Genomic DNA, 18424 nt, shown 5'->3' on the forward strand with positions numbered 1-18424 from the left:
CTTGCCGGCCCGGAATACCTACGGCACCCGCCGAAACCCGGCGCCGTCCTGTTCCACGAGGCCGACGATTTCGAGCTCCGAGAGCGCCCCGATCAGGGTCTCAGGCCGAACGGTCAGCTCTTCGGCCAAGCCCTCCAGCGTGCGTGGCGTCCCGTCGAGCACCCCCAAGATCCGTTGCAACTCAGTCCGAATCCGACCCCGGGCCAAGTCGCGGTCGCCGCCGGTTCGAAGCCCGGCCCGGAACCCTGGGTCGACCTCGGGGTAGAGCGATAGGAGATCATCCGGCTCCCGGTAGAGCGCTGCCCCCCCATCGCGAATCAACTGGTTGGGCCCGAGACTGGTTCGGCTGGTAATCGGGCCCGGCACCGCCAGAATTTCCCGGCCCTGCTCCAGCGCGGTGCCGGCGGTAATCAGAGCCCCGGAACCGGCGGCGGCCTCCACCACCACGGTGGCCCGGGCCAACCCGCTGATCAGCCGGTTCCGGCGCTGAAAACTTCCGGCGGTTGGCCGTTCGCCGGGGGGAAACTCGGTCAGGAGGAGCCCGTCGGCCGCCATCCGTTCGTACAGGGTGCGATTGGCGGCCGGGTAGACGACGCCGAGCCCGTTGCCTAACACCCCGATGGTCCGCCCGGTCGGGACCGCCGCCCAGTGGGCCACCGCATCGAGGCCTCGCGCCATCCCGCTCACGACCGTCAGGCCGCCATCCGCCGCGAGCCGGGCCAGGTCGCGGGTCACCCCGATCCCGTACGGGCTCGGATGCCGGGACCCGACGATGGCCACCGCCGGCCCCCGGAGCCGGTCGAGGTGGCCAATCCCGAACAGCACGGCCGGAGGGCTCGGAATGGTGCCTAACGATCCCGGGTACTCGGCGTCGAACGGGGTCAGCAAGAACCCGCCGAGTTCGGTGACCCGGGCCACCATCCGGTCGAGGGCGGTGCCGTCGAAGCCCTTGATGGCGGTTGCGGCGGCGGCGGTCATTGTGGGAATGGAGCCTAAAAACGCAAACGGCGCCGCAAGGGCGCCGCTCCAGGTTCGACAGTGATCCTTCAACCTCTTCAGCCGTGCCGGCCCGATTCCCGGCGTCAGCGCCAGCGCGAGGTAGGCGTAGCGTTCGTCATTCAAGGGCATCGGCTGAATCATCCTTCAGTTTGGCGGCCTCGATGAGGCGGAAGAAGGTCCGCTTGAGCTCGTCGAGCCCAGTGCCGGCGGCCGCCGAGATGACCACGATCGCCACGGCGTCGGGTGCCACGATAGCCGGCACCTCCTCCTCCGGCGGCAGGACGTCGCGCTTCGACTGCACCACCAGAAACGGCTTCCGGTACAACGGTTCACTATAAGCCTGAACCTCGCGCCGGAGCCGGTCGAAGGCTGCCTGCGAGTCCGGGGCATCGACCGGGATCATGAACGCCAGCACCCGGGTCCGCTCGATGTGGCGTAAGAACTGGAGTCCGAGTCCCTTTCCCTGGTGGGCCCCCTCGATGATGCCCGGAATGTCGGCCACCACGTAGGTCCGGGAATCGCCCATCGACACCACCCCAAGATTCGGCTCCAACGTGGTGAACGGATAGTCGGCGATCTTGGGCCGCGCCGCCGAGACCACGGACAGCAGGGTGCTCTTGCCGGCGTTCGGCTCGCCGACCAGACCGACATCGGCAATCAGCTTCAGTTCGAACTCGATGGTGCGTTCCTGCCCCGCTTCGCCCGGCTCCCATTCCCGGGGCGCCCGGTGGGTGGAGCTCGTAAACCGGGTGTTGCCCCGCCCGCCCCGCCCGCCCTTGGCCACCAGAATCAGCTGGCCCGACACCAGCACCTCGCCTAACAGGTCGCCGGTCTTGGTATCCTTGATGATCGTGCCCAGAGGCACCGGCAGCACGACGTCGTCGCCGGTGGCCCCGGTCATGTTCTTGCCCTTGCCGTGCATGCCCCGTTCGGCTTTCCAGATCGTCCGATAGCGATAGTCGAGCAACGTCGTCAGGTTGGAATCGCCCTGGACATAGGCCTGCCCACCGTTGCCGCCATCCCCGCCGTCGGGTCCGCCCTTCGGCACATATTTGAAGCGCTGAAACGACGCGGTACCGGACCCGCCGGTACCCGCCTCAACTTGGACTTCCACTCGATCGACAAAGCTCATCCGGTAACCCGCTCCCACAATCGTCGCGCCATCGTCATGGCTGTCGCACTCGCCTCACTCGCGGTCGCGTCCAACACCGCGCTGATCGCCGCCCGATCGGCCCCGGCATTTCGGGCCCCTCGCAAATGCGAGTGGAGTTGTCGCTCGGCCTCGAGCACGGTCACTTGAGCAATCACACAAAACTCCCGACGGATCAGATCGAGCCCGGGACGAGACAGCGTCCGGCCGTAGCCCTCCGACACCATCCAGCCGTCGAGGGCCGGGTGCAGACCAGCCACATTGGCCCGGAGCTTGGCGTAGTTCGCCCCATAGATGATCCGGCAGGTTGCTTCCCCGCGCACCCGCCAACCGGCCGCCTGGGACCCATCGGTGCCGTCCTCCAACTCCGCCGGCGGCTGCCCGGTGGCCGACCGCCATTCGACCGCGGCCGATAGCGCCCGAGGGTACCCGACCATCAGCACTGACTGCAGCAGGAGTTCGTCGCCCCAGACCACCGGCACCCCGGCCCGACAAGCCGCCACCGCCGCCTCGGCAACCCGAGCCCCCCGCCCGCCGGCAATGGCGGCCGCGAACCGCACCAACGCCTCGGTCGGCTGGTCGAGCGCCATCACAATAACCAGTCCGGCCGGAAGCGGCGTACCATTCTTCAGCGATCAGGCGCGAAAAAATCGAGATGGCCGGCCGCCCGAATCTGGCCCACCAACGCCCCTCGGGTGGTTCGAACGGCCGCCTCGCGGTGCTCGGTCAAACTGTCCAGCCGGTCCACCGCGTCACCGGCCGGGCCCCGTTCGAAGACCTGGTGGAGCACCGCCAGGAGGGCCATCCCGACGGAACTCATGTCACCATCTTCAACCTTGATCGCGATGCCGACGCCCCGCGCCGGAATCGCCGCGCAATACACCCCCTCGGCCCCGATCTTGGCAAAGATTTCCCCGGGAAACACCGTCATCAGATCGGTGCAGAGCCGCTTCGTTCCGGCAATCAAGTGCGGATGTTTGGTGACCGCCTGCCAGAGCGCCCGAACTTCCGGGCGGGCCGACACCCCAAACCGGGCGTAGGCCTGCGCCATCCGGCGGAGTGGAAGCCCAAAGCACACCGTAGCGCATCCATCGACCGCCAGCACCAGCTCATTCCGCGGGATCCCGGTCCACTGCTCGATTTCGTCCTGGATCCGGTCCTGCACCGGGTGCCCCTGCCGCTCGTAGCCCGCGAGATCCCATCCATGGTGCTTGGCCAGCGCGAGGAGCCCCGTGTGCTTGCCCGAACAGTTACTCCACCGGGCCGTCATCCGGGTTCCCGATCGGATCACGTCCCGGGCCACCTCGGGCGAGAGCGGCGGGTGCGGCCCGCAGGCCAGGAGCGACTCGTCGATGCCGGTCTTGGCCATGAACCGGTCCACCGCCTCGAGGTGGACGGGTTCGCTCGAGTGCGAGGCGCAGGCGATGGCCAACTCTTCGTCGGTCAGCCCAAACCGTTCCTGGGCACCGTCCAGAATCAACGGCAGGACCTGGAACGGCTTGGCCGCCGAACGCCAAAAGGTCACCAAGTCGGGGTCGCCGGTGGCCGCCAGGAGCCGGCCATCGCTGTCGGCCACCACGGCCGTCACCCGATGGACCGACTCCACCAGCGGCCCCCGCGTCACTTCAATGCGAAATGGGTGCATGCCGGGGGAAACATAGCCGGTTGGCCCATTACATTCCGGCCGTGCGCCTTCTCTTCGTCGGACTCGTCCTGGCCCTCCCGCTGGCGGCGCAATCGTCGCCCTATATCCCGCTCGACCATCCGGTCCTGCCGGCGGCCGAGTACCTGATCACCCGGGGCGACATCGCGGACCCGTCGCCAATGATTCGGCCCTTCCGGCGGTCCGATTTGCTCCGGGTCATCGGTCACGCCGGACTCGACTCGGCCACGGCCTCGGGCCGGCTGGCGGTAAGGCTCGTCGAAGCATTTGCCGATCCCAAAGAAGCGCACTGGATTCGAGTAGCGCCCCGGCTTGGCGTCGACGGTTTTTCGAGGGCCCGGCGCGATCTCTTCCATCCCGCGGGGGCCGGGGGGGTCCGGCCGTCTCTCGAGTCGAACTTGAACTCCAGTCGGGCCCCCTGGTCATGATGAGCCGGGCGGCGGCCGAGAACCGGCCCAAGCTCGACCCCGCCTGGGCGGGGGCCGCCACCCAGCGAACCGAGTCACAAGCCTACCGTTTCATTGACGCGTATCTCGCGGGGCAATGGAAACACGCCCGGCTCTTCTTTGGGCAAATGGAACGAAATTCAGGGCCGGTTGGATCGACTGGGCTCTCGATCGCGAACCAAGGGTACCCCCGCACCGACTTGGCTTTCGAGGTGGTCTTTCGGGACCTCCAGTTCACGGCGCTCGGCACCCAGTTCACCGCGATGCGGTCGAACGACGGGACGATCCATCAGCGGTACTTCATGGCGCACCGGCTCAACACCCGGCTCTCCAGCCGGCTCAGCCTGGCCCTGTGGGAAACGGCGGTGTTGTCCGGAACCAACCGGTCTTTCGAACCAGGCTTTGCCAATCCCCTGATCCTGTTTTCCTTCCTGATCCAACAGGGAATGAAGGACGACCGCAATACCATTCTCGGCGGCGACCTGTCGTGGCGGCCCGCCCACCGCGTCCTGTTCCAGGGCCAAGCGATGATCGACGATCGGTGGCGACGAAAACCCGATCCGACCGGCACCGGTGAACCGGCCCACCCCGGCCGGTGGGCCGCCACCATGGTCGGTTCAGACGCGCTCGGCAGCCGGCTCAGTTGGCGAGCCCACCTGGCGATTGTGAGCACACTGGCCTATCGCACCCTCGACAACGATCAGAATTTCGTGGACAAGGGTCTCGGCATCGGCCCGCAGTTTCCCGACCACCTGAGTCTTGGGGTGAGCGTCGGCGTCCCGGTCGGCAAGTCGTGGCTGGTCGCTCCGGATTTGACGCTGTTCCAACAGGGCGAGGGTCGATATGACCAGCCGTTTCCGTTAGGCGCCGCCCTGACCGCCACCCCCGAGCTCTTCCTCGGTGCGGTCGAATCGACCTGGCGCCTCGGCGCCCGCACCTCCGGCGGCCTGGGCCCGTTTCAGTTCCTCGGCGAAGGCGGCTGGCACCATACCACCACCCGGAACCGCTTCGTGGCCCGGATCCGGGCCACGGTCGGCTTCCAAGCCCAGAAAGCATTGCAATGACCGCCCAACCATTGGCGCCCCTCACGCGGGACCGGATCACCACGCTGCTCGACCGGATGCGCGGCCGCCGCGTGGTGGTCGTCGGCGACATCATGCTCGACCGCTACCTGATCGGCGACACCGACCGGCTCTCGCCCGAGGCCCCCGTGCCGGTCGTGACGGTTCGGAGCTCCCGGTCGGCGTTAGGCGGCGCCGCGAACGTCGCCGCCAACGTCGCCGCGGTCGGGGGTACGGCACTCTTGGCCGGCGCCATCGGCGACGACGAGCACGGAACCCTGATCCGGACCGAACTCGCCGCCAAGCACCTCGACGACCGGTACTTGGTGACCGTGGCCGACCGTCCGACGACGACCAAGACCCGGGTCATGGCCCGCGGCCAGCAAGTGGTCCGGATCGACGAGGAACGGGACACCCCCCTGGCGTCGAATGATCTAGCCAGGCTTTGGGCCGTCATCGACGCCACCATGGCCTCGGCCGATGCGCTGGTGCTCGAGGACTACAACAAGGGCGCCCTCGTCCCCGCCCTGATCCGCGACGCGATCGCCGCCGCCCGCCGCCGCGGAATGCCAGTGGTGGTCGATCCCAAGTTCCGGCACTTCTTCGAGTACGGCGGCGCCACCGTCTTCAAGCCGAACCGGCGCGAGCTCGAAGCCGCTTTGGGCGCCGGCGCCGACTTCACCCTCGACCCCCATTCGTTGGTGAGCGCCCGAGAGCGGCTCGGGGTCGACAACCTACTGGTAACGTTAGGCAGCGAGGGAATGGCACTGGTGACCCTCGACGGCACTCGAAGCCAAGTCCCGAGCCGGGCCCGCGAAGTCTTCGATGTCTCTGGGGCCGGCGATACGGTGACTGCCTGGGTGGCGACCGCCCTGGCGGCCGGCGCCTCGGTGCCGGAGGCGGCCTATCTCGGCAACTACGCCGCCGGGCTCGAGGTCGCGAAAGCCGGCGTGGCCACCGTCTCACCGGCCGAAGTGTTGGCCATGTTCGACGAGGAACACGACGCAATCGGCCGGTGGCGGCGGGGGGGAGCGATTTGACGGGATCCTACAGATGGGCGGTGAGGGGATCGAACCCCCGACCTCTGGTATGTGAGACCAGCGCTCTAACCAGCTGAGCTAACCGCCCGAAGTGGCCGATAGTCTAACGGCCCCCCTCACCCCCGAGCAAGCGCCCCTTGCCGCCCCACCGACCCCGCCGTATCGTTGCCGCTTCCCTACCACCACCGGAGTTCCCCAGATGTTCGACTCGCAAGGTTCGACCCATCGTCGCGGATTCCTCGGCCGCCTCACCGCGACGGCCGCTGCCCTTGGCCTCGGCGGACTCGTCCCCCGGAGCCTCAGCGCCGAGCCAACGCCAGGCTCCACCGGCGCCGATCCCGCCTACGAAGCCTGGCTCAGCAAGGTCACCGGCAAGCACAAGATGGTGTTCGACGCCCCCGAACCGAACGGCGGCATGCCGGTGATCTGGCCCCGGGTCTGGCTCGATACCACCAACGGGCACTACGGCACGACCGACCCCCAGAACACCGCCGTCGTCATCCTCCGCCACGGCGCTGTGGGTTTTGCTCTGAACGACTCCATGTGGGCGAAATACAAACTCGGCGAGGCCTTCAAGATCACCGACGGGGCCGCCCCCGCCACCCGAAACACCTGGCTCAAGCCCCTCCCCATCCCGATCCCCGGCACCGGCGTCGAAACCCTCCTGGCCAAGGGCGTCCTCTTCGGCGCCTGCAACGTGGCCCTCACGTTCAACTCCGGTGCCGTCGCCCAAGCCATGAAGTTGGATGCGGCCGCCGTCAAAGCCGACTGGATCGCCAACCTGATCCCCGGAGTCCAAGTCGTCCCCTCCGGCGTCCTCGCCGTCAGCGGCACCCAACAAAAAGGCTGCGCCTACTGCTTCGCCGGCTAAAACCCCCACCCCCGCCCGGCACCCGCCCCCCCCAAGCCGAGTACCGAGTACCGAGTGCCGAGCGCCAAGCGCCGAGTGCCGAGTATGGGCCCTCTGGGATTCGAACCCAGGACCTACGGATTATGAGTCCGCTGCTCTAACCGCCTGAGCTAAGGGCCCGACCCGAGCAAATATAGGGTGTCGGCTTTCAACTTGGCCCCCGCCCCCCCATTTTTCGCCCGTGCGGGTATTCGTCCTCTCCGATCAATCCGATGACGCCGGCCGCCGGGAACGGCTCCGGGCCATCGTTGCCCAAGGCTCCGACGTGGTGCTCGCCACGCCAGGCGGCACGGCCGGCACCGATGGCGCCATCCGGTTGGCGCCGGTCGCCGTCCGGGGCGACCCGTCCGATCCCGCCGGCCAGAATTGGCACGCCGCCACCATTCGGCGATTGCTGGCCGATGTCCGCCCCGACTTGGTGCACATCGAGGCCGAGCCGGAGTCGGATCTGGCGGGCACAGCGTCCTCGCTCGCCACCAAGCTCGGAATTCCCTACGTCCTGTTCTCGTGGCAGTCCGTCCCGAAATCGCTCGGATTCCTGACTCGTCGCCGGGCCGTCCGGGTGCTCCAGGGCGCGGCCGGGGTAATCGGCGGCAACCGCCTGGCCATGAACCTGCTCCGCGCGCTGGCTCCCCAGGCGGTGGCGACGTCACTCCTGCCGGCGGGCGTGACCGTCGGTAATCCGGTCGAACGGCCGGTTCGCGACGAGTTGGTGGTGGGGTTCGCCGGGCGCCTGGTGCCCGAACGCGGGCTGGCGTTCTTGATCGAGGCCCTCCGGCACACTTTCGGCAAATGGCGCCTCGTGGTGGCCGGGACCGGCCCCGAACAGGAAGCGATCGAGGCCTCGGCGCAGCGGTTGGGCTTGGCGTCGCGGTTGAGTTGGTTAGGCGGTCTCCGCGAGGAGAGCCTGGCGACGCTCTGGTCGGAAATCGACTGCCTGGCGGTGCTCTCGCGCGATACCCCGACCTGGGTCGATCATCATTCGCCGATCTTGCTGGAAGCGATGGGCCGGGGCATTACTCCGATCGTCACCAGTACCGGCGCCCTGGCCGAGCTGGTGGGCGACGCAGGCCCTGTGGTGGCGGATCAAGAGGCCCTGACGGCCGCCTTGCAGGCCTGGGTGGCCGACCCGGCAAGCTGCCGGGCCCGCGGCGCGGTGGCCCGGCAGTGGACCATGAGCCGGTTCTCGACCACCGTGGTCGCGGCCAAGACCATCGAATTCTGGACCGCCGCTGTCGAGCCAAGATCGTGACTGGGCCCTCAGCACTTTTCGGAGCATTATTGCGAGAGCTACTCGTCGTCATGGCACTGATCCTGGCACCCGCCGCCCTCGTCGCCCGGACCGATTCGGGTGGCTTACAGGAGGAGGCCACGGTGGTTGGGGTCCCCTGTCTCACGGCCAGGCTCAATACCGAACGGCCCGTGACGGTGACCGAGGGCACCAACCGGTTGGTCGCATCGTCGCGGGATGCCATCCTTCCGGCGGCCAAGCAAATCCTGGCTGGGGGCCACCGTCCGAATCGGCGGCGGTCGGAAATGTTGTGCACGCTGTCCTCAGGGTGGCAGTCCGGCACCAGGCGGCGGAGGTAGTCGAGTAGCTCGTGGTTCGGCCGTCCCGCCTGGGCCCGGGTCAGCACTTCTTCGACGACCGACGACAACCCGACCGGCAATTCAGCATGCTTGGCGCGAAGCACCTTGGGGTGGACGGTTGGCTCGGCGTGTCCTCTCCCAAAGAACAGCTCTTCGTAGAGCTTCTCGCCCGGCCTCACCCCGGTGAACTGGAGTTCGATGTCGCGGCCAACCTCGAGCCCTGACAGGCGAATTACGTGTTCGACCACGACGAGTTTCTGTCGCCCCACGGGATCCGGGCGCTGTCCCGCCGGCACCGCGACGCCCCCTACCTGCTCGACGTCAACGGGGAACGACATCGGGTCGACTCCGAACCCGGCGAGTCGACCACCGGGCTCTTCGGGGGCAATTCCAACTGGCGGGGGCCGATCTGGCTTCCGGTCAACTTCCTCCTGGTGGAAGCGCTCCAGAAGTATCACCACTACTACGGAGCCGATTTCACGGTGGAGTTCCCGACGGGGTCAGGACGGATGCTCACCCTCTCGGAGATCGCCGGCGAGCTGAGCCGGCGGCCCGCCATGGGCGCGCCGGAACGATTCGCCACCGATCCCCATTGGCGCGATCTCGTCCTCTTTCACGAATACTTCCACGGCGACACCGGCACCGGCCTCGGCGCCTCACACCAAACCGGCTGGACCGGACTCGTCACCAAATTGCTCCAGCAAAGCGGCGAGCCCCCCGCCTAACCCCGCCCCTCCTCCGGCCGAGCGCCGAGCGCCGAGTGCCGAGTGCCGAGCGCTTTCGCCCTCCACTCCGCCATCCGCACCATCAACACCACCGCCTCCTCCGTATCCTCCCGCCCTACCACCTCCCCCTGCCGATACACCTCCGCAATCCGCTTCCCATCCGTCGCCGGCACCACTACCCGGACTACCGGCGCCATGGTTTTGGCCCGCTCTGCCAACGCCTGGATCAGCTCCTCCAACCCACCTGGACGCACCGAACTGACAATCACCGCGCCAGGGTGCATCTCCCGAACCCGGGCCGCAAACGCCCCCGGGTCTGCCACCAAGTCGATCTTGTTGAAAACCATGATCACCGGCCGGTCTTCCAGTTCGAGCTCGCCGAGCACCGCCTCGACCACCTGAATCTGCTCCTCGTACTCCGGATGACTCGCGTCCACCACGTGGAGCAGCACATCCGCCTCCCGCGCCTCTTCAAGCGTGGCCCGGAAACTCGCCACCAGATGGTGGGGCAGCTTCCGGATGAAACCCACCGTATCGGTCACCCGAGCCCGAAGGCCGTCGCCTAACGAAAGCTCCCGGGTCAGCGTGTCCAACGTCGCGAACAACCGGTCCTCGACCACGATCTCCCGCTCGCCCGTCAGACCCCGAAGGATGCTCGACTTGCCGGCATTGGTATAGCCGACCAGCGACGCGCTCAGCATCGAGCTCCGGCCGGCCCGCACCGTTTCGCGGTGCCGCTCGACGTCCTTCAACTTGAGCCGGTGGTGCTGGATCTTTTCCCGGATCATCCGGCGGTCGGTCTCGATCTGGGTTTCGCCCGGGCCCCGAAGCCCAATGCCGCCCCGGATCCGCGACAAGTGGGTCCACATCCGGGCCAACCGCGGCAGCAGGTACTGCAGCTGCGCCAGTCCCACCTGCAACTTGGCCTCCGCACTCCGGGCCCGGGTCGAAAAAATGGCGAGAATGATCTCGGACCGGTCCATGACCCGGATCTTGAGCTCCTTCTCCAGGTTGGCCCCTTGCACCGGGCTCAACTGCTCGTCGAAAATGACCAGCGTCGCCTGCAGCGAGGCCACCAGGTCCTTGAGCTCCTCGACCTTCCCCTCGCCGATCAAGGTGGCGGAACTGGCCGCGGCAATTTGCTGGGTCAAGCGCCCAACCACCTGGGCCCCCGCCGTATCCGCCAACCGGGCCAACTCGGCCAAGTGCTCATCGAGCTGCTGCGCGTCGCGGGACCCTTTCCTCGGCGACCCCACCAAGATCGCCCGCTCAACCGGCGGCGCGACCTCTATCATGGCTCGTGAGATGGTGTACTCCCCTGCGTTGGAGGTCCGGCGGCCTTTTGCCGCCACCACGTGAGTCGCTCCGCCACCTTGGTTTCGAAGCCTAACCGCCCCGGCTCATAGAATGCCCGCCCGGCCAGCGCCTCCGGCAAGTAGCTCTGGGCGACGAAATGATCGGGAGCGTCATGGGCGTACTTGTATTCGGCCCCATACCCGAGGTCCTTCATCAACCGGGTCGGCGCGTTCCGAAGGTGCAGCGGCACCGGCGCCGCTGGCGTCTCCCGGGCCGCCTCGAACGCCGCCCGCATCGCCTTCATGGCGCTATTGGACTTCGGCGCCGTCGCGAGATAGATCGTCATCTCAGCCAGCGGGAGAAAGCCTTCCGGTGCGCCTAACTGGTCGAAGGCTTCCCGGGCCGCGACCGCGATCAGCAACGCATTGGGATCAGCCAGCCCCACGTCCTCGGCCGCCATCGCGATCGCCCGCCGGAACAAGATCCGGGGATCCTCCCCGCCCTCGATCATCCGGGCCGCCCAGTAGAGCGCCCCGTCCGGATCGCTGCCCCGGAGCGATTTGTGGTAAGCCGAGAGCAGATTGAAGTGCTCCTCGCCCGAGGCGTCGTACCGCGGCATCCGCCGGGCCAGCGCCGTCTCGAGCGAGGCCACGGTCAGATGCCCCTTGAGCCCCACGTACCGGACCGCGGATTCGAGGGTGCCTAACGCCCGTCGCGCGTCGCCGTCGGCCTGGGTGGCGATGACCTGGAGCGCTTCCGGATCGGCCTCGATCGACTGGGCGCCCAAGCCCCGGTCCCGGTCGGCCAGGGCCCGTTCCAAGAGCCCGGCCAAGTCCTCCACCGAGAGCGGCTCCAGCACGAACACCCGGCACCGGCTCAGCAACGCGCCGTTCAGACTGAAACTCGGATTTTCGGTCGTGGCCCCAATCAACGCCACCGTCCCCCGTTCCACATGGGGCAGGAAGGCGTCCTGCTGCGCCCGGTTGAATCGATGAATCTCGTCGCAAAAAAGCACCGTGCCGCGGCCCATCAGCAAGCGCGACTCGGCCTCCTTGATGATCTCCCGGACCCGGGGCACTCCTTCAGTGACGGCGCTGAACCCGACGAACTCCCGCCCGGTGTGCTGCGCAATCAACTGGGCCAGCGTCGTCTTCCCGACCCCGGGCGGGCCCCAGAAGATCGTACTGCCGAGGTCGCCCCGCCGGATCGATTCGCCTAACGCCTTGCCCGGCCCCAACAACTGCCGCTGGCCCAGGAACTCCTCCAGCACCCGGGGCCGCATCCGCTCGGCCAGCGGCCCCGTCTCGGTCGCAAACAAGCCCAAGGTCTCGCTCATGACCGCCGGACCCGGGCCAACAACGCCTCCCGCTCGTTCATTGCTGGGTCCTCCAGCACCACCGCCAACAACTCGCCCAGCACCCGGCCAATCTCCGGCCCCGACGCGATCCCGGCCCCTTTGAGGTCCGTGCCGGTCACGGCCAGTCCGGCCCGCGACGTGGCCTCACCCCGGGCCCGGATCCCGGCCACTTCGTCCCGCCACGGGGCCAGGACCCCGTGGCAGAGCTGGTGCGCTTCGATCAGGTCATCCGCCGCCGGCCCGACCGCGGCCAACCAACGGCGCGCCGCCACCGCCCCGCTCGCCTCCGGGGCCGCCGGCCCCCGGGCAATCCGCTCCGCCCGGTCGATCGCGGCCGTCGGCGCCTTGAGCCGGGCCAGGACCGGACCGCCGTCGTCCCAGGCCACTGCGGTCAGCAACACCGGATCCCGAGTCACCGGACGGGGATCGGCAAACGGGTAGACCTCCGGGAATCCCGGCAGCCAACGCGCCGCCGCCCCGACCTCGCGCCACCGTTCAAACAACGGCGGCAGCACCAGGGCCGACTCGAGACTCCGAAACCATTCGTCCCGGACCCGTTCAGCCGAGAGCCGCTCGAGCCCGGGGGCGGCCGCCTTGGCCGCCGCCCACGTGGCCGGATCGATCTCGAACCCCAGTCGGCCGGCAAACCGGATCGCTCGAAGAATCCGGAGGTAATCTTCTTCAAAGCGCTCCGAGGGATTCCCCACCGCACGCACCACCCGGAGGTCCAAATCCCGGACGCCCCCGAACGGGTCGCGCCAGAGATGCTTGATCGGATGATACGCGATGGCGTTGATGGTGAGATCGCGGCGGGCCAAATCGGCTTCGAGCGACACGCCGTACTCGACCACCGCGTGGCGGCCGTCGGTGGTCACATCCCGGCGGAAGGTCGTCACTTCGTGGAGGTGATTGCGGCGGTCGAAGACCCCGACCGTCCCGAACTTGAGCCCGACCGGCACTGTCCGGCGGAACAGTCGCTGGACCTCGTCGGGCGTTGCCGCGGTGGCAAGATCCACGTCGTCGCGGCTTCCGCCGAGCAGGGCGTCCCGAATCGCCCCCCCGACGCACCAGGTCTCATACCCGGCGGCCTCGAGGGTGGCCGCGATCTCGACCACCTCCGTGGGGATGTCGAGCCGATCGAGCCGGGTCACCGCGTCATCCTTACCCGCAGAGCACGCTCCCGCCGTTCACATTGAGCACCTCGCCCGTCACGTGACAGGCCAGATCGGACAACAGGAACAGAATCGGTCCGGCAATGTCTTCAGCCAGCGGAACCCGTTTCATCGGGATCGTCGCCGCGATCCGCTCCCGGCCGCCATCGGCATACGCCAGGGCACTCATGTCGGTGTCGACCCACCCGGGCGCCACGCAGTTGACCCGAATGGCCGGCGCGCACTCGATACAGAGCGACTTGGTCAACGAAATCAACGCCCCCTTGGTCGCGGCGTAGTCGGCGTGAAAGGACTCACCCCGCTGGCCTGCCGTGCTCGACACTATCACCACCGACCCGCCCGGACGCATCAGCCCTAACGCCGCCTTGGTCGACAGAAACACCGAATCGAGGTTTTGCGCCATCGTCGACCGCCACCGCGATTCCGCCATCTCTGCCAACGGCGTGTCATCGCTCGGCCAGACCCCGGCGTTGGCCACGAAGCCATCGAGGCCCCCGAAGGCCGCCTTGGCTTCCTTGAAGATCCGGGCGACCACCGCTGGATCGGCCAGATCGCCACCCCCGACGAAAGCCCGGCGGCCTAACGATCGGACCTCCTTGGCCACCTGGTCGGCCTCGGCCGACCGCTGGTGGTAGGTGACACCCACGTCGGCCCCAGCCCGGGCACAGAGCAACGCCGCCGCCCGGCCGATCCCCCGTGAACCCCCGGTAATCACCACCGACTTGCCTGCCAATGAAATCATGGTGCCAACTCCCGTTCGACCAACTCGACGATCGTGTGATCGATGGCGAGCTGGAGTTCTTGAATTCGGCTGGTGTCCTCCGACGGCACGATCACCACCTCGTCGCAAAGTCCAGCCAGCGCGCCCCCGTCCCGGCCCAACAAGGCCACCACGGTCGCCCCGACCCGCCGGGCGGCCTCGGCGGCGCGAATCAGATTGGCGCTCTGGCCGCTGGTGCTGATCAGGATCACCACGTCGGCCGGACCCGCCAAGGCCTCGATTTGCCGGGCAAACACCTCGGCAAACCCGAGGTCGTTCCCCGCCGCCGTCACGACCGACGTATCCACCGAGAGCGCCAACGCCCGGAACGGACGCCGAGTCCGACCCAGACGAACCACGTACTCGGTCGCGATGTGCTGGGCATGGGCCGCACTACCGCCGTTGCCGGCAAAGAACAGCGTGCCACCGGCCCGGAGCGCCCGCACATACCGGTCGGCCAGCCGAGCGATCGCCTCACTCTGCCCCGCCATCGCGGCGGCGAGCACCGCCAAGCCCTCGAACTGGGCCCGGATCCGTTCGCCGTTCATTCCTGGACCTCCCGCACCCAGCCCTTGAGACGGGTCAGCAGCGACACCTTCACCTTGGCCGGCGGTACCGAGTCCACCTGCTGGTCGGCCAGGATCGCCGCCGGATTGGCCTGCATCAGCAGCCCGGCCTCCGCTTCGAGACCGCTCGCCACCAGCTTGGGCCACGGAATCCCGGGCGAGCGGGAGTCGCCATGGTTTTCGGCCGCCAATACATCGGCCAATCCATGCGCCACCAGATCCCGGGCTCGGTTACCCCGGCTCGTGGGCAGGAACAGGGTGTTCGCATCGACCTGCATGATGGCGCCGATCTCTTTCCACCACGTCACGATTTCGACCGAACACACCGAGTAGCGCTCCGGATGAGCCACCAAGGGTGTCAGCCCGGCCTTGACCATCTGCGTCAAGGCCGCCCCGGCGGAGCGACCCGCCACCTGCCGGGTGAATTCCACCAGCAGGTACCGGCTCCCGGCCAACGTGATCCGGCGGGTAGCAATCGCCCGCGGGGTCAGACCCCGGTCGAGCATGACCTCGGCACCCCGATGGAGTCGGATGCCCGCCGGCGCCTGGGACGTCAGCGCGGCCATGGCTTCGTCGTGCTCGGGAGGCGGACCCTCGAGGATTCGGCTCGCATCGAGGTGGGGAGTCAGGACGACATCCGTGACCCCCTCGGAGACCATGGTCGCCAACACTGCCACCGACTGCTCGACACTTTTCGAACCGTCATCGACACCGGGCAGTAAATGGCAGTGGAGGTCGATCAAGCGCGAGGACCCTCTTGGTCCCGCAGCTCGCGGGCAAACTGGGCCAATCCGGTTGGACCGGTTTCGACTTGGGCGGCGAGCGCCAAGGTGACCAACGCGTCCGCTGCCAACAGGTCGAGGGCCGCGCCCCGGTCGGCCGTTCGGGCCAAGGCGGCTTCAAGCGCCCCCCGGGCGGCGGCGGCCAACCGTTCCGGCGTGGTCGGTGACTCGACCTGGCCCACGAATTCGGACGCTCGCTGAACCAGCACGGCTGGTGCCCCGGCCAGGCGCTCGGCGAGCCATCGATCGGTCAGACGGCCAGCCATTCGCTCACGATGTGGGGAACCGCCTCCCGCGCCTTCCCAAGGAGCGACGGATCACCGGCGCTTGCCGAGGCGAAGGTTGGGCGGCCTCCCCCCTTGCCGCCACTGACCGCGGCGATCCGCCCGACCAAATCGCCGGCTTTCTTGCCTCGGGCCACCAAGTCGTCGGTGACCGCAGCGTGGATCGCCCCCCGGCCCCCCTCGGCGAACAGGACGAGCACCCCGTTCGTGCCCCCGTTCCGGAATTGGTCGGCGGCCGCGGCCACCTCGTTCCGGTCCTCGAGCGGTGTGGTCCCGATGGTCACCTTGACACCCTGAACCTCGACCACATTCCGCGCCCCCTCTTCGCCCGGGCCGCCCCGTCGCAACGCCTCGGCCAACCGGCCTTCGAGCTTTTCCCGCTCGGCCAGCAGCTGTTCGATCCGGCGAGCCAGTTGGTCCGGCTGCGACCGGAGCAACTCCGCCGCTGCCGTAATCCGGGCGTCGATCTGTTCCACCGCCGCATACGACGCCGGGCCGGTAATCGCCTCGACCCGCCGGACCCCGGCCGCCACCCCGCCCTGCCCCCCGAACCGGAACAGACCTAACGCCCCGGTCGTGGTGACATGGGTCCCGCCGCAGAGCTCGATGCTCGGCCCCATCTGCACCACCCGGACCCGGTCGCCGTATTTGTCAGCAAAGAACGCCATCGCACCGAGCGCCAGCGCCTCGGGATACGCCATCTCCCGGATCACCACGGCCTCATTGGCCCAGATCAATTCATTCACGTCCCGCTCCACGGCATCGAGCACCGCCGCTTCGATCGGGGCGTGGTGCGAAAAATCGAACCGGAGCCGCTCGGCGTCGACCGAGGAGCCCTGCTGCCGGACATGGGTGCCGAGCCGAAGCCGAAGGGCCCCGTGCGCCAAATGGGTCGCGCTGTGATTGCGCTCGATATTCCGCCGGCGGGGCCCATCGACCCGAGCCACTACCGCGGTGGGTTCGAACCGGTTCGCCTCGGTCCAGATTCCACTGACCGCCGACCCCCGCGGCGTCTTCCGGACCCGATCGACCGTCAGGTGCCAGCCTTGGCCCACCACTTCGCCCAGGTCACTGGCCTGCCCACCCGACTCGGCGTAAAACGGGCTATCCCGGAGCAGCAGCTCGACCCGCCCACCGGCCTCCCGAAACGCCAGCACCTCGGTCGCGGCTTCGGTCACGTCGTAGCCAACGAACGTTGGAATCCCGCCGCTCACATCCTGCCACGCACCCTCGTCGCCGGCCGCGGCAACCGCCGAGCCACCCCCGGCCGCCACCTGGGCACTCCGAGACCGCTTCCGTTGTTCGTCGAGCGCTGCCTCGAATCCGACCAGGTCCACCCGAACGCCCCGTTCCGCCGCGATCAGCTCGGTCAAGTCGATCGGGAAGCCGAACGTATCGTAGAGCCGAAACGCTTCCTCGCCGCCAATTTCCTGGGCGCCGGCCAGAAAGATCTCATCCAATCGCTTGAGACCCCCGTCAATCGTCTCCAAAAACCGCGACTCTTCCTGGGCCGTAACAGTGCGGATGAAATCCTGCTTCGCGGCAATTTCCGGATAGGCCTCGCCCATCAATGAGACCACGACCTCAGTGAGCGGGGCGAGCGTCGGCTCTTTTCGTCCGAGCAACCAGGCATGTCGAACCGCCCGGCGGAGGATCCGGCGGAGCACGTACCCCCGGCCCTCATTGCTCGGGTAGACGCCATCGGCCAGCAGGAACGTCACCGCCCGGGCATGATCGGCCAGGACCCGGTAGGACGCCCCGGTGCCGGCCATGCTCCCGGGATACGGCTTCCCGATCAGCTCGCTGGCCCGATCGAGAATCGGCTGGAACAGATCGGTGTGAAAATTGTCGTCGAGGCCCTGGAGCACCGCGGCAATTCGCTCGAGCCCGGCCCCGGTGTCGACCGACGGCTTGGGCAACGGCGTGAGCGTGCCGTCGGCCGATCGATCGTACTGCATGAACACCAGATTCCAGATCTCGAGGAACCGCCCGGCCTCGGCCTTGTCCTCGAACTCCGCCTGGCTGTAGTCCTTCCGGGGAGTGCCGGGCGTCCAGTCGAGGTCGACGTAGATCTCCGAGCAAGGGCCGCACGGGCCGGTGTCGCCCATCTGCCAGAAATTGTCTTTGTCGCCGAGTCCGTAGACCGAGGACGCCGGCAGCCCGGAGACTTTGAGCCAGAGGCTGCGGGCCTCGTCGTCGGTGTGGTGAACCGTGCACCGAAGCCGGTCGGGCTCGAGGCCGAGGTACTGCTTCGAGGTGACGAACTCCCACGCGTATTCGATGGCCTGTTGCTTGAAATAGTCGCCAAACGAGAAGTTGCCTAACATCTCGAAGAAGGTATGATGCCGTTTGGTCAGCCCGACCTGTTCGAGATCGTTGTGCTTGCCGCCGGCCCGGACGCACTTCTGACAGGTCGTGGCCCGGCGGTAGTCCCGCTGCTCTTGCCCGAGAAAGGTGCGCTTGAACTGCACCATGCCGGCGTTGGTGAACAACAGGGTTGGATCATCGGCCGGAACCAGCGCCGACGAGGGGACTTCGCGATGCCCTTTGGCCGCGAAGTAGTCGAGAAAAAGTCTCCGAATCGTGCGTGCGTGCATGAGGCGGAATATAGGGAGTGACCCCC

19 protein-coding genes, 2 tRNA genes and 1 pseudogene are annotated in these 18424 nt (G+C 67.8%); 7 read left to right on the forward strand and 15 right to left on the reverse strand.

Annotated elements, in window-relative coordinates; all coding sequences use genetic code 11:
• Window positions 1-18 precede the first annotated feature (18 nt).
• Genes dprA through EXR94_13255 form a run of 4 tightly spaced genes read right to left on the reverse strand, consistent with a single transcriptional unit; the run spans window position 19 to window position 3794 of the window.
• Entirely contained in the window at window positions 19-1140 is a 1122-nt protein-coding gene (gene dprA / locus EXR94_13240) for a DNA-protecting protein DprA (protein MSR03681.1), read from the reverse strand.
• Complete coding sequence (obgE, locus tag EXR94_13245) at window positions 1115-2131, reverse strand: GTPase ObgE (protein ID MSR03682.1); 1017 nt, start codon at window positions 2129-2131, stop codon at window positions 1115-1117. Before obgE ends, dprA begins: the two co-directional genes overlap by 26 nt.
• On the reverse strand, window positions 2128-2739 hold the full coding sequence (locus tag EXR94_13250) for a hypothetical protein (GenBank protein ID MSR03683.1): 612 nt from the start codon (window positions 2737-2739) through the stop codon (window positions 2128-2130). Before EXR94_13250 ends, obgE begins: the two co-directional genes overlap by 4 nt.
• 38 nt (window positions 2740-2777) lie before the next feature.
• Window positions 2778-3794 (reverse strand): asparaginase, encoded by a 1017-nt coding sequence (locus tag EXR94_13255; GenBank protein ID MSR03684.1) that lies wholly within the window; start codon window positions 3792-3794, stop codon window positions 2778-2780.
• Window positions 3795-3835: 41 nt separating this feature from the next.
• On the opposite strand from EXR94_13255, the gene EXR94_13260 reads away from it, so the two are divergent.
• The 3 genes from EXR94_13260 to rfaE1 are packed head-to-tail and all read left to right on the forward strand — an operon-like array spanning window position 3836 to window position 6359.
• Window positions 3836-4240 (forward strand): hypothetical protein, encoded by a 405-nt coding sequence (locus EXR94_13260; GenBank protein MSR03685.1) that lies wholly within the window; start codon window positions 3836-3838, stop codon window positions 4238-4240.
• Entirely contained in the window at window positions 4237-5322 is a 1086-nt protein-coding gene (locus EXR94_13265; GenBank protein ID MSR03686.1) for a hypothetical protein, read from the forward strand. The genes EXR94_13260 and EXR94_13265 overlap by 4 nt, the downstream gene beginning before the upstream one ends.
• A complete protein-coding gene (rfaE1, locus tag EXR94_13270) occupies window positions 5319-6359 on the forward strand; it encodes a D-glycero-beta-D-manno-heptose-7-phosphate kinase (GenBank protein ID MSR03687.1) in 1041 nt (346 codons plus the stop codon). The genes EXR94_13265 and rfaE1 overlap by 4 nt, the downstream gene beginning before the upstream one ends.
• A gap of 14 nt (window positions 6360-6373) precedes the next feature.
• Here rfaE1 and EXR94_13275 read toward each other — a convergent pair.
• Window positions 6374-6447 (reverse strand) — tRNA-Val (locus EXR94_13275).
• Between the two features lie 111 nt (window positions 6448-6558).
• Here EXR94_13275 and EXR94_13280 point away from each other — a divergent pair.
• Entirely contained in the window at window positions 6559-7230 is a 672-nt protein-coding gene (locus EXR94_13280) for a twin-arginine translocation signal domain-containing protein (protein MSR03688.1), read from the forward strand.
• A gap of 85 nt (window positions 7231-7315) precedes the next feature.
• On the opposite strand, the gene EXR94_13285 is transcribed toward EXR94_13280, so the two are convergent.
• Window positions 7316-7389 (reverse strand) — tRNA-Met (locus EXR94_13285).
• A 61-nt stretch (window positions 7390-7450) separates the two neighbouring features.
• On the opposite strand from EXR94_13285, the gene EXR94_13290 reads away from it, so the two are divergent.
• Complete coding sequence (locus EXR94_13290; GenBank protein MSR03689.1) at window positions 7451-8521, forward strand: glycosyltransferase; 1071 nt, start codon at window positions 7451-7453, stop codon at window positions 8519-8521.
• Window positions 8522-8571: 50 nt separating this feature from the next.
• Window positions 8572-8859, forward strand: a complete 288-nt coding sequence (locus tag EXR94_13295) for a hypothetical protein (protein ID MSR03690.1) — start codon at window positions 8572-8574, stop codon at window positions 8857-8859.
• A gap of 89 nt (window positions 8860-8948) precedes the next feature.
• Here EXR94_13295 and EXR94_13300 read toward each other — a convergent pair.
• Window positions 8949-9197: pseudogene (locus tag EXR94_13300) on the reverse strand (hypothetical protein).
• Here EXR94_13300 and EXR94_13305 point away from each other — a divergent pair.
• Entirely contained in the window at window positions 9096-9584 is a 489-nt protein-coding gene (locus tag EXR94_13305; GenBank protein ID MSR03691.1) for a hypothetical protein, read from the forward strand. The pseudogene EXR94_13300 and the gene EXR94_13305 overlap by 102 nt on opposite strands.
• Here the strand turns inward: EXR94_13305 and hflX are convergent.
• The 8 genes from hflX to alaS form a co-directional block, all read right to left on the reverse strand.
• Entirely contained in the window at window positions 9581-10879 is a 1299-nt protein-coding gene (hflX, locus tag EXR94_13310; protein MSR03692.1) for a GTPase HflX, read from the reverse strand. The two genes, EXR94_13305 and hflX, sit on opposite strands and share 4 nt — an antisense overlap.
• Window positions 10876-12216 (reverse strand): replication-associated recombination protein A, encoded by a 1341-nt coding sequence (locus EXR94_13315; GenBank protein MSR03693.1) that lies wholly within the window; start codon window positions 12214-12216, stop codon window positions 10876-10878. Before EXR94_13315 ends, hflX begins: the two co-directional genes overlap by 4 nt.
• Complete coding sequence (locus EXR94_13320) at window positions 12213-13388, reverse strand: CCA tRNA nucleotidyltransferase (protein MSR03694.1); 1176 nt, start codon at window positions 13386-13388, stop codon at window positions 12213-12215. The genes EXR94_13315 and EXR94_13320 overlap by 4 nt, the downstream gene beginning before the upstream one ends.
• Window positions 13389-13398: 10 nt before the next feature.
• Complete coding sequence (locus EXR94_13325; GenBank protein ID MSR03695.1) at window positions 13399-14151, reverse strand: SDR family oxidoreductase; 753 nt, start codon at window positions 14149-14151, stop codon at window positions 13399-13401.
• Window positions 14148-14717 carry an SIS domain-containing protein gene (locus tag EXR94_13330; protein MSR03696.1) on the reverse strand — a complete coding sequence of 190 codons (570 nt, stop codon included), beginning with the start codon at window positions 14715-14717 and terminating at the stop codon, window positions 14148-14150. The genes EXR94_13325 and EXR94_13330 overlap by 4 nt, the downstream gene beginning before the upstream one ends.
• Complete coding sequence (locus EXR94_13335; GenBank protein ID MSR03697.1) at window positions 14714-15412, reverse strand: hypothetical protein; 699 nt, start codon at window positions 15410-15412, stop codon at window positions 14714-14716. Before EXR94_13335 ends, EXR94_13330 begins: the two co-directional genes overlap by 4 nt.
• A gap of 62 nt (window positions 15413-15474) precedes the next feature.
• The gene (locus EXR94_13340) at window positions 15475-15783 is read right to left on the reverse strand and encodes a hypothetical protein (GenBank protein ID MSR03698.1); all 309 of its coding nucleotides are present in this window, start codon (window positions 15781-15783) and stop codon (window positions 15475-15477) included.
• The gene (alaS, locus tag EXR94_13345; GenBank protein ID MSR03699.1) at window positions 15768-18398 is read right to left on the reverse strand and encodes an alanine--tRNA ligase; all 2631 of its coding nucleotides are present in this window, start codon (window positions 18396-18398) and stop codon (window positions 15768-15770) included. Before alaS ends, EXR94_13340 begins: the two co-directional genes overlap by 16 nt.
• Window positions 18399-18424: the final 26 nt, after the last annotated feature.

Source organism: Gemmatimonadota bacterium (assembly GCA_009692115.1).
In the GTDB taxonomy this organism is placed as follows: domain Bacteria; phylum Gemmatimonadota; class Gemmatimonadetes; order Gemmatimonadales; family GWC2-71-9; genus SHZU01.